9 protein-coding genes and 1 pseudogene are annotated in these 11,123 nt (G+C 68.1%); 6 read left to right on the forward strand and 4 right to left on the reverse strand.

The window, feature by feature from the left end; translation table 11 throughout:
* Positions 1–294 precede the first annotated feature (294 nt).
* From D893_RS12180 to D893_RS12190, 3 genes are read right to left on the reverse strand one after another with little or no spacing between them, the layout of a single operon-like run.
* Positions 295–1,683 carry an NAD(P)(+) transhydrogenase (Re/Si-specific) subunit beta gene (locus tag D893_RS12180; protein ID WP_018946751.1) on the reverse strand — a complete coding sequence of 463 codons (1,389 nt, stop codon included), beginning with the start codon at positions 1,681–1,683 and terminating at the stop codon, positions 295–297.
* Complete coding sequence (locus tag D893_RS12185; protein WP_024329127.1) at positions 1,680–1,985, reverse strand: NAD(P) transhydrogenase subunit alpha; 306 nt, start codon at positions 1,983–1,985, stop codon at positions 1,680–1,682. Before D893_RS12185 ends, D893_RS12180 begins: the two co-directional genes overlap by 4 nt.
* A complete protein-coding gene (locus D893_RS12190) occupies positions 1,985–3,115 on the reverse strand; it encodes an NAD(P) transhydrogenase subunit alpha (protein ID WP_018946752.1) in 1,131 nt (376 codons plus the stop codon). The genes D893_RS12185 and D893_RS12190 overlap by 1 nt, the downstream gene beginning before the upstream one ends.
* Before the next feature lie 350 nt (positions 3,116–3,465).
* On the opposite strand from D893_RS12190, the gene D893_RS12195 reads away from it, so the two are divergent.
* From D893_RS12195 to D893_RS12215, 5 genes are all read left to right on the forward strand, one after another.
* The gene (locus tag D893_RS12195) at positions 3,466–4,062 is read left to right on the forward strand and encodes an HNH endonuclease (RefSeq protein ID WP_019021709.1); all 597 of its coding nucleotides are present in this window, start codon (positions 3,466–3,468) and stop codon (positions 4,060–4,062) included.
* Between the two features lie 72 nt (positions 4,063–4,134).
* On the forward strand, positions 4,135–5,229 hold the full coding sequence (hemH, locus tag D893_RS12200; RefSeq protein ID WP_110619930.1) for a ferrochelatase: 1,095 nt from the start codon (positions 4,135–4,137) through the stop codon (positions 5,227–5,229).
* A 48-nt stretch (positions 5,230–5,277) separates the two neighbouring features.
* Positions 5,278–6,036: a molybdopterin-binding protein gene (locus D893_RS12205; protein ID WP_110619931.1), complete on the forward strand. Its 759-nt coding sequence runs from the start codon at positions 5,278–5,280 to the stop codon at positions 6,034–6,036.
* Positions 6,037–6,127: 91 nt separating this feature from the next.
* Positions 6,128–8,029, forward strand: a complete 1,902-nt coding sequence (locus tag D893_RS12210; RefSeq protein WP_110619932.1) for a diguanylate cyclase — start codon at positions 6,128–6,130, stop codon at positions 8,027–8,029.
* A gap of 227 nt (positions 8,030–8,256) precedes the next feature.
* Entirely contained in the window at positions 8,257–8,946 is a 690-nt protein-coding gene (locus D893_RS12215) for a 2OG-Fe(II) oxygenase (protein WP_110619933.1), read from the forward strand.
* Here the strand turns inward: D893_RS12215 and D893_RS12220 are convergent.
* Positions 8,934–10,820, reverse strand: coding sequence for a S8 family serine peptidase (locus D893_RS12220; RefSeq protein ID WP_246863925.1), 1,887 nt, complete (start codon positions 10,818–10,820; stop codon positions 8,934–8,936). The genes D893_RS12215 and D893_RS12220 overlap by 13 nt on opposite strands.
* A 113-nt stretch (positions 10,821–10,933) precedes the next feature.
* On the opposite strand from D893_RS12220, the pseudogene D893_RS12230 reads away from it, so the two are divergent.
* Positions 10,934–11,123: pseudogene (locus D893_RS12230) on the forward strand (IS256 family transposase); the annotation flags it as partial.

Below are 11,123 nucleotides of genomic sequence, written 5' to 3' on the forward strand. Positions count from 1 at the left end.
ACTTCCTGAGCCCTTGTACTGTCGCGGATGATGACAGATTGGTCAAAAAATGGTCAGTACAATGAAAAGCCCGAAAACACAGTAATTTACCGTTTATATGTGAGCCTCTTTGAGCGCTGGTCCACGCAAGTGCCCCGTTGGCCCCGGGCGGAGGCGGCCCCTGCACGGGTTGTGTACAAGTTGCAAGCCCCGCAGGGCGTTCGGGCATAAAAAACCCGGCCACAGGGGGCCGGGTCTCCGGGTCCGTCCGGGGCGTCCCGGAGGAGCGGCGATGCCGCCCTCCGGTCGCGGGCTTCAGCCGAGCGCCTTGACGCTGGCCACCAGTTCCGCGGCGACCTTCTGGCCATCGCCGTACAGCATGCGGTTGTTCTCGGCATAGAACAGGTGGTTCTCGATGCCGGAGAAACCGGAACCGCGGCCGCGCTTGACGCAGATGACGTTGTGCGCCTCGTCGGCGTTGAGGATCGGCATGCCGTAGATCGGCGAGTCGGGGTTGGTCCGGGCCACCGGGTTCACCACGTCGTTCGCCCCGATCACCATCGCGACATCGGCGGTCTTGAACTCGTCGTTGATCTCGTCGAGGTCGTAGATGATGTCGTAGGGCACGCCGGCCTCGGCCAGCAGCACGTTCATGTGTCCGGGCATGCGGCCGGCCACCGGGTGGATCGCGAACTTCACGTCCACGCCGCGCTTCTGCAGCAGCTCGGTCAGCTCCCAGATCTTGTGCTGGGCCTGGGCCACGGCCATGCCGTAGCCGGGCACGATGATCACCTTGCTGGAATAGGCCATCATGATCCCGGCGTCGTTGGCCTGGATCTCTTTCATCGTGCCTTCGATCTCTTCTTCCGCGGCACTGGAGCCGCCACCGAACTGGCTGAACAGGATGTTCTTCAGCGGCCGGTTCATGGCCTTGGCCATCAGCTGCGTCAGCAGCGAGCCGGCCGCACCGACCACGATACCGGCGATCATCAGGGCCGGATTGTCCAGTACGATGCCCTTGAAGCCCACGGCGAGGCCGGTCAGCGCGTTGTACAGCGAGATCACCACCGGCATGTCGGCGCCGCCGATCGGCAGGGTCATCAGCACCCCGAAGGCCAGCGACAGGATGAAGAATGCCAGCAGCGTGCCGCCGCCGATCGTGCCGTCACCCAGCGCCATCACGAAGCCGAGGATGACCACCAGGGCGATGATTGCCAGGTTCAGTACCTGCTGCCCGGGGAAGTTCAGGGTCTTCTTCATCAGGCCCTGCAGCTTGGCGTAGGCCACCAGCGAGCCGGAGAACGCCACCGAACCGATGACCGAGCCGATCACCGCGATGGCCATACCCGTGGTGGTCACCGTCTCGGGCGTGGCCTGCAGCAGGTAGATCGCACCGATGCCGGCCGCGGCGCCGCCGCCCATGCCGTTGTACAGCGCGATCATCTGCGGCATGTCGGTCATCTGGACCTTCTTGCCGCTCCACCAGGCCAGCGCACCGCCGATGGCGATACCCAGAACGATCAGGGTGTAGTTCACGCCGCCGGAGATCTCCGGATGCGCGAAGGTCACGACGGTGGCCAGTACCATGCCGACGCCGGCCCAGATGATGCCGGGCCGCGCGGTGGTCGGCGACGACATCTGCTTGAGGCCGACGATGAACAGCACCGCCGCCACAAAGTAGGCGAGGTTGATGATCAGACTCATGCCTTGTCTCCCTTGTCGTCCTTGCTGGACTTGAACATCTCCAGCATGCGTTCGGTGACCACGTAGCCGCCGGCGGCGTTACCTGCGGCGAGGATGACGGCGATGAAGCCGATCGCCTGTTCCAGCGGCGTCTGGGCATGACCCAGCGCGACCATGGTCCCGACCAGGACGATCCCGTGGACGAAGTTGGAACCGGACATCAGCGGGGTGTGCAGGATGACCGGGACCTTGGAGATCACCTCGTAGCCCGTGAAGGCCGCGAGCATGAAGATATAGAGTGCTACGAAACCTGAGATCTCGATCATGAGGAAGCTCCCTGGATGGCATCACGGGTGGCGGCATGCACGATCTCGCCGTCACGGGTGAGCACGCTCTGGGCGATGACCTCGTCCTCCCAGTCGGGGTTGAATTCCCCCTCGGGAAGCATCGGGGTCAGGAAATTCAGCAGGTTCTTGGCATACATCTCGGAGGCATGCAGCGGAACCTGCGACGGCACGTTGAGCGGGCCGTGGATGATCACGCCGTGCTGGGTGACGGTCTCGCCCGGCTGCGTCAGCACGCAGTTGCCACCGCCCTCGGAGGCCAGGTCGACGATCACCGCGCCGGATTTCATGCCCTTGACCATGTCCTCGGGCACCAGCTTCGGTGACTCGCGGCCCGGGATCGCCGCAGTGGTGATCAGCACGTCGGCCTGCGCGATGTACTCGCCCAGCGCGTCCTGCTGCTGCTTCTTTTCCTCGGCGGTCAGCTCGCGGGCGTAGCCGCCCTCGCCCTCGGCCGATACGCCCAGGTCGAGGAACTTCGCGCCCAGCGATTCCACCTGCTCCTTGGTCGCCGAGCGCACGTCGTAGGCTTCGACGATCGCGCCCAGGCGCCTGGCCGTGGCGATCGCCTGCAGCCCGGCCACGCCGGCGCCGATCACGATCACCCTGGCCGGGCGGATGGTGCCGGCCGCGGTGGTCAGCATCGGGAAGAACCGGCAGGCCAGGTCGGCGCCCTGGATGGCGCCCTTGTAGCCGACCACCGCCGCCTGCGAGGACAGCGCGTCCATGCTCTGCGCGCGCGAGATGCGCGGGATCAGCTCCATCGCAAAGCTCTGGATGCGCCGCTCCTGCATGGCCCGGACGACCTCGGGATGACGGTGGGCGTGGAACAGCCCCACCAGCGTCGAGCCTTCCGGCAGCCGGTTGACCTCTTCGACCGTGGGCGGCGCCACGCGGACCATGATGTCCGACTGTGAATAGGCAGCCTCGGTGTCCAGCAGGGTGGCGCCCTCATAGGCCGAATCGGGGAAACCGGCGGCTTCGCCGGCGCCCTTCTCGACCTGAACGCTCACGCCCAGCTGGCCGAATTTGCCGGTGACCAGCGGATCCAGTGCGACACGGCGTTCGCCGCTGGCACTCTCCTTGGGTACGGTTAGTCTGATTGCCATGCGCTTTCTCCCCGGGCCGTGCGTTCCCGCAATCCCGATGGCCCCAATGGCAAAGGGAGGCACGACCGCGCTCGCGGGTGGTGGAAAAACCGGATGCCGCGGGGCCGTAAAGCGCCCCGCAGCGAAAAACGAGCCCGTGAGTGTAGCGGAATCGCCGTCCCGCATAAACCGGAGTCCGGGCCGGAGTTTGGCGACGGGACGATTCATGTGGATGAAATTGTATTGCGCGCCGCTGCCGTTTATTGTGCGAAGACGTGCCGAGGAAGCACCGGTTTGTTCACGGGCGCGGGTGTCGCCGGAACCGTGAGCCGCGTGAGGAAATCCGTGTTTCCTTGAGGGTGGGCGAGGTCATGTTACCGACCGAGCATCAGGTCCTGCGCACGGATGCCTCCGGGATGCCGCTGGAGTGGATCGGCCTGGAACAGGCCGTGCGGCTTTATTACTGCGAGCAGGTGGCCTACGCCTGCGGCCGACCGCTTTATCGTGTGCGCGGCGGCATCAACGCGCGTTCCGGCCGCCAGTCCTCGGTGGAGGTCAACTCCATCATCGCCACCCACGGTACCCGCGCCCGCCAGGGTGATAACTACGTCCCCCCGCTCAACAATCCCACCCTGTTCCGGCGCGACGCCCACCTGTGTCTCTACTGCGGCCGCCATTTCCCCGCCCGCGAGCTGTCGCGCGATCATGTGACCCCGGTCAGCCAGCAGGGGCAGGACATGTGGAAGAACGTGGTCACCGCCTGCAAGCGCTGCAACAACCACAAGGCCGACCGCACGCCGGAACAGGCCGGCATGCAGCTGCTGGCGATCCCGTTCACCCCCACGCATGCCGAGTACATCTACCTGAAGGGACGCCGGGTGCTGGCGGACCAGATGGAATTCCTGCAGGCCCATTTCCCGCGGACCAGTCCGCTGCGGGGACGTCTCGAGGGCGACGCGCTATCCTGATGCGTTCCGGTCGAACCTTTGACGGTGGCCGGGACTCCCATGCATCGCCGGATCCAGCCATTAAGGAACGTCATGAAGTACTTCGGAGAGTCGGATTACCGCCACGGTCAGGCGCGCGACGCCGGCGTGCTGCTCACCAACCTGGGGACCCCCGATGAACCCACCGCGCCGGCACTGCGGCGCTACCTCAAGCAGTTCCTGTGGGACCCGCGGGTGGTCGAGGTGCCACGGCCGATCTGGTGGCTGATCCTCAACGGGATCATCCTCAACGTGCGCCCGCGGCGCAGCGCGGCGAAATACGCCACCGTGTGGACCGACGAAGGCTCGCCGCTGCTGGCCATCGGCCGACGCCAGACGGCGGGCGTGCGCGCGCGCCTGGCGGAGCAGACCGGCGAGGACGTGCCGGTGGCGCTGGGCATGCGTTACGGCAACCCGTCGATCGAGGAAGGGCTGGACGAGCTGCGGCGCCAGGGCGTGCGGCGGGTCGTGGTGCTGCCGCTGTATCCGCAGTATTCGGGTTCGACCACGGGCTCGACCTTTGACGCCGTGGCGGAGGTGCTGAAGGGCTGGCGCTGGGTGCCGGATCTGCAGTTCGTCGCCAGCTACGACGCCGAGGAGGGCTACATCCGGGCGCTGGCCAACAGCGTGCGTGAACACTGGGAGGAGCACGGGCAGCCCGATCGCCTGGTGATGTCGTTCCACGGCGTGCCGAAGCGCTATCTGCTCAACGGCGACCCCTACCACTGCCTGTGCCATGCCACCGGACACAAGCTGGCGCAGGCGCTGGGTCTGGAAGAGGGCCAGTGGCAGGTCACCTTCCAGTCGCGCTTCGGCCGCGAGGAGTGGCTGCAGCCCTACACCGACAAGACCATGGAGGCCCTGCCGGGGCAGGGCGTGCGTTCGGTGGACGTGATCTGCCCCGGTTTCTCCGCCGACTGCCTGGAGACCCTGGAGGAGATCGCCGACGAGAACCGCGAGATCTTCCTCGAGGCCGGCGGAGAGCGCTTCCATTACATCCCCGCGCTCAATGATCGCGACGACCATCTGCAGTTCCTGGCCGAACTCGCCGGGCGGCATCTGGCGCCGTGGCTGGGGGATCCGGACAATAGTCCCGAGCAGCGGGCCGCGGCCCGCGAGCGTGCCCTGGCGCTGGGTGCGGAGAACTGAACGGACCGGTGCCGCCACCGGCGTGACAGCAGGGGAGAGCAGGGCGGGATGGAGCCCCACGACGGACGCAACATCGAGATCGGCGCGGTCATCATCGGCGACGAGATCCTCAGCGGGAAGCGGCGCGACCGCCACCAGGCCAACCTCACCGCCGCGCTGGCGGAAAAGGGCCTGGAGCTGGCGTGGCTGCGCATCGTCGGGGATGATCCCGTGCGCCTGACGCGGAACTTCCGCGAGACCGCGGACACCGATGCCGAGGTGTTCAGCTTCGGCGGCATCGGCGCGACCCCCGATGACCGCACCCGCGCCTGTCTGGCCGAGGCCCTGGGTCTGTCGCTGCGGCCCCATCCCGAATTCATCGAGCTGCTGGAGCGGCGCTTCGGCGCCGAGGCCCGGCCGCATCGCGTGCGCATGGCCGACCTGCCGGAAGGGGCCGAACTGATCCCCAACCCGGTCAACGGCATCCCGGGCTTCTCCTGCGCCCGCCATCACTGCGTGCCCGGTTTCCCCGACATGGCCGAGCCGATGATCCGCTGGGTACTGGACCAGCGCTTTCCGGGCCGCGATGCCTCCGCCGGCGCGGTGGAGGAGGGCCTGACGCTGGAGGGCGTGACCGAGAGCCGCCTGGTCCCGCTGCTGGAGGCCATGGAAGCGGCCTTCCCCGACCTGCGCATCTCCTGCCTGCCGCGCATGCGCGACGGGGCCCCGCAGGTGGAGCTGGGGCTGCGGGGGCCCGCGCCGCGCGTGACCGAGGCCCGCGCTGCCCTGCGGCGCCATCTGGTGGACGGCGGCTTCCTCGAGCATTGAGTTCGTCCGCCCGGACCGGTCCGCCGCCGGCAGGATGCGACGGTCGCGCCAAAATGCGCTAACTTGGGCCCCGAAATCAGGGGACCTGCCGATGAAGAACCTTTATCACGCCTGGCTGTCGGGGATCCGCAGCCGTCTCATTCTGCTCACCCTGCTCTCCATGATTCCGGTTGCCCTGGTGATCATCCACTCCGCCGTGGAGGCGCGGGAGATCAATTCCCGTCAGGCGGTCGAGAACCTCGCCACCCTGGCCGCAGTGATCCGGGAGCGGGTGGAAGCGGGGCACGAGGACCCGCTGGGGGCCGTGGAGCACCTGACCGCGATGGACCGCGCCGCCGTGCGCACGCCCGTCGCCACGCTCTGGGACCCGGAAGGCCGGGTGCTCGCGCGTGCCCCCGACACCGCCGGGCCGGCCGGAGGCGACTCGGCCGAGGCGGACCTGCTGCGTGAAGTGCGGACGCAGGGCGGTCATGCCGGGACCCTGGAGAGCGCGGGTCTGGATGGCGTGACTCGCGGCTACGCCTACACCGTCTTCGGCAGCGATGATGAGCGCCGGATCGTGACCGTCGGCCTGTCCACCGACGTGCTGTTTTCCGAAGTGGATGCCCTGTTCCAGCGCACACTGCTGCTTCTGGGGGCCGTGTTTCTGTTCGCACTGGGCATCGCCTGGCTGCTCGGCGAGGTGGCCGTGCGACGTCCGGTGGGGCGGCTGGCCAGCGCCGCGCGGCAGATCTCGGACGGGCGGCTGAACGTGCGGGTGGGGGATATCCACGGGGCCAGCGAGCTGACCACGCTGGCGGGGGCCTTCGATCGTATGGTGGAGAACCTGGAGCAATACGAGCAGGAACAGGAGGCCACCCAGCAGAAGCTCAGCCGCTCCCGTGACGAGCTGGAGGAGAAGGTGCGCGAGCGCACCGACCAGCTGGCCCGCGCCAGTGACGCGGCGACCGAGCGCGCCGCCAGCCTCGAGCGCCAGCGCAAGGAGATGACCGTCCTCAACGAGCTGACCGATCTGCTGCAGTCCTGCCGCACCCTCGATGAAACCCGTGCGATCATCCAGCGTTCCCTGGGCGAGCTGTTCGCCGGGCTGTCCGGCACGGTCTATCTGTTCAGCGAAGACGGGCACTCGCTGGAGCGCATCACCGGCTGGGGCGAGCACCACGAGGAACACCCCGACACCTTTGCGCCGGACGACTGCTGGGCCCTGCGGCTCGGCCGGATCTGGGTCTATGATCCGGAGGCCCGCAACCCCGCCTGCCGACATGACGGCAATTCGGAGATCGACTCCATCTGCGCCCCCATGCATGCCGAAGGCAAGACGCTGGGGGTCCTGCACGTGGCCGGCGGGGCGCACGGGGCTTCCCCGGGCGAAAGCGCGGGTGAAAACGAACGCCTGGTGGACGCTACCGCGGCGCGTCTGGGGCTGGCGTTGTCCAATATCCGCCTGCGCGAGGCCCTGCGCAACCTGACCATCCGTGATCCGCTGACCGGCCTGTACAACCGGCGTTTCGTCGACGAGACGCTCGAGCCCGAGGTGGAACGCTGCCGGCGGGCCGAACGGCCGCTGTCGGTGCTGATGCTGGACGTCGACCACTTCAAGCAGTTCAACGACACCTACGGCCACGATGCCGGTGACGTGGTGCTGGTGGCGGTCGCCCATCTGCTGCAGAAGCTGTTCATCGGGGCCGAGCTGCCCTGCCGGCTGGGCGGGGAGGAGTTCCTGGTCATTCTGCCGGAGGCGGACGGCGACCGGGCCCGCGACCGCGCCGAGGAACTGCGCGAGGCCATCGCCGAACTCGCCCTGTTCCACCAGGGGCGCAGCCTGGGCACCGTCACCACCTCCGTCGGAGTGGCCACCTGGCCGGAGCCCGTGAGCGAACCCGATGCCCTGATCGACGCCGCGGACGCCGCCCTGTACGAGGCGAAAGACGCCGGGCGCAACCGTGTCATGCTCGTGGGGGATGCGACCGCGGGCGCCGGCGCGGGCGGTTGATTCGCGGCCGGAGGGCGGATGCTTTCCGGGAGGGGGGGAACGGGGTATATTCGGAGTGATGCCCGCCGCGCCCCGGTTGGCGGGCCCGCAAGAGAATCCGCCCGTTCATGAAAGCGCGTCCCGCCGATACCGGCACCCCTATCGGCACCCCGGACACCGCGATACCCCCTGCCGCCCCGGTCCCGGCGGTGCACCGATTATCCGGCACGGTCGCCGGGCCCCGTCCCGTGCCGCCGGACGGCATCCGGGAGGGAACTCCGGCTGCGGCACCGCTGGCGGATGACGGATGGCTCGACACGCTTGCACGTGACGGGCGGGTGGTGTGCCCCGGGTTTCTCGAAGATCGCCTGTCCGATGCCCTGCGCCAGGAGGTGTACGCCCTGCGCAACGCCGCACGCCTGCGCTCCGCGCGGGTGGGGCGGGGTCGCGAGCGCCGGCACGATGCCGCCGAACGCGGTGACCGCATCCACTGGCTGGAAGGTGCGACGCCGGCCCAGCGGGAGCTGCTGGAGCGTCTGGAACACCTGCGTCGTGTCGCCGCCCGCGGCCTGATCCCGGGCCTGTTCGAGACCGAGGCACACTTCGCGCTGTACCCGCCCGGCACGGGTTACGCTCGCCACGTGGACGCCTTTCGCGAGGGTAACCGCCGGCGGCTGTCGCTGGTGCTCTATCTCAATCGGCACTGGCGTGCCCGTGACGGGGGCGAACTGGCGTTCTACACGCCGCAGGACGGGGCCGACGAAGCCCGCGAACTGGAACGCGTGCGCCCCGAGGCCGGCACCCTCGCGATCTTCCTCAGCCAGAGCGTGCCCCACGCTGTGCTCCCCACCCGCCGCTGGCGTGCCAGTATCGCCTGCTGGATGGGGCTGCGCGATACCGCCAGTCCGCTGGACAGCCTGGAACGTCAATCGAGGTGAGTGCTTTCCGGACGCTCCGGTGGCCAGGCGATGCGGAAGTCCACGTCGTGGCGGTCACGGTCGAGTTCCAGGTCGGCGGGGCGGAGGGTGGACGGCCAGGTGCCGCAGGCCTCCGTCGCGCCGCAGGCCACACTGGAGCCGGTCATGCGGGTGGTGGCGGTGACCCGGTACTCGCCTTCGGCAATGCCGGTGAACCGGTACCGATAGGCGCCGTCCTCCCGCGATGCGGTCGTGCGGGCCACCAGGGTCTCGTTCGCATCGTGCAGCTCGACCACCACGCGGCCGACCGTATCGTGTTCGGGGTCGGGGCTTGCAGCGTGCAGCTCCACCGGGATTTCGACGCGGTCGCCGTTGTCGGCGGATGCCTCGATCCGGGCGGTATGTCGGCCCGGATCGACCCGTTCCCGTGACGCGCGGAGCTCGTAGACACCGAGTCCGTCGTCATCGATCCGTCGGGGTTCGATCTGCAGCCATTCGGCGGTCACCCCGATTTCGTCAAGCGCCAGGTCCCCCGTGCCTGAATTGCGCAACTCCAGTTCCTGCACGGATTGCGTATATCCGAATGCCAGGCCCGGTGGTTGGGCCGACAGCCTGGGGGGCAGATCGTCGGCATCGAAATCCGCGAAGGCCTGTACCGTTCGATGGGCATCGATCCTCCCCCAACCGGTTTCGGGCTCCCAGCCCTGTGCTCCCAGATCCTCGGTGAGCTCACCGGTTTCCAGCAGGTAGCGGACTCCGGGCGGCCCCAGGTCCGGATTGACCGCGCGTCCGAGGGCGAGGGTTCCGGAGACAACGGCGGTGGCCATGGATGTGCCCTGTTTGAACGCATAGGTGTCCGGCTCCCAGGTGCTGAGGATGCCGTCCGGATCTCCTGCCGAGGTCATCAGCCCCCCGGGGGCGACCAGGTCGAGCCCGGTGCCGTAGTTGCTGTAGGGTGCTCGCCGGTCATCGCGATCGGTGGCGCCAACGGCCAGAACGTCCGCATAGTCGGCGGGCAGGGCGATGTCTTCGGCGCCACTGTTGCCGGTGGATGCCACCGTCAGGATGTCGAGTTCGCGCACCTCGTGGAACAGATCGGCTGCGGTTTCGGAGGGGGTGCCTCCTTCCTGCCCCAGGCTGAGATTGATGATGTCGGCGGGGCGATCCGGTTTTTCTCCGGAGTCGTTGTCCAGGCCGGCCGCATAGCGGACGCCCTGGAGCATGTCGTACACGGTCCCGCGTCCGTCGCCGTCGAGGGTGCGGACGGGCATCAGTTCCGCGTGCCAGGAAATGCCCGCAACGCCGATCCCGTTGTCGGTGTGCGCCCCGATGATGCCGGTGACGTGGGTGCCGTGGGGCCTTATGTCACCGGGATCGTCGTCCTGGAGGAAGGTCTGGCCCGGAAGCAGGCGGCCGGAGTCCATGTCTTCGTGGTCGCGGTGCAGCCCGGTGTCGATGATGGCCACGATGACGTCCTCGCCGGCTGATCCACCGGTGGTGATGTCCCAGGCCTCGGGCAGTTCGATGGTGTCGTGGAACCATTGCTCCGACTGTCTCGGGTCGTCGGGCAGGTTCTGCGCAGTGACGTAGTAGTTGGGGGCCGCGGAGACCACCTCGGGGTGGTTCTGGAGCGCCTGGATGACCCGAAGGGTACGGTCGCGGGCCTCGGTGGTACGGTCGGCCCAGCCGCGGGCGGGGTGCGGACCGCTTGCCGGAGGTGCCCCCAGGGCACTCATTGCCAGTTCGGCCCGGCCCTCGGGGATGCGCCACAGCTGCTCCCGGCTCGTGGCTCCGGCGAGGGCCTGCAGGCCGGCCTCCGCGGCCATGGCGGTGGCCGGGGGGGCGTCGGAAGCACGTCCGGCCGTGCTGATCTCCGTGCGCGTGTGTACGATCATTTCTCCGGGCGGAGTTACTGTCGAAAGTGGTGTACGGGGGGGATTGAGGAAGGCGGCGTATCCGGCTGGAATGGGAGTGCGACCAACCAGCCAGCCAGAGGAGATACGCCACCATGGCTCACGATACGACAGACCTGCCGAACGGACCAGAGGACCCGTTGACCGATCTGCTGCGCCGCGGGGCGCGGGATCTGATCAAGCAAGCGGTGGAGGCAGAGTTGCAGACGTTCATGGAGACCTACGCGGAGGATCGTTTGCCGGACGGTCGCCGGGCGGTGGTGCGCAATGGCTATCAGCCGGAGC

Source organism: Thioalkalivibrio sp. ALE21 (assembly GCF_003208255.1).
In the GTDB taxonomy this organism is placed as follows: Bacteria; Pseudomonadota; Gammaproteobacteria; order Ectothiorhodospirales; family Ectothiorhodospiraceae; genus Thioalkalivibrio; species Thioalkalivibrio halophilus.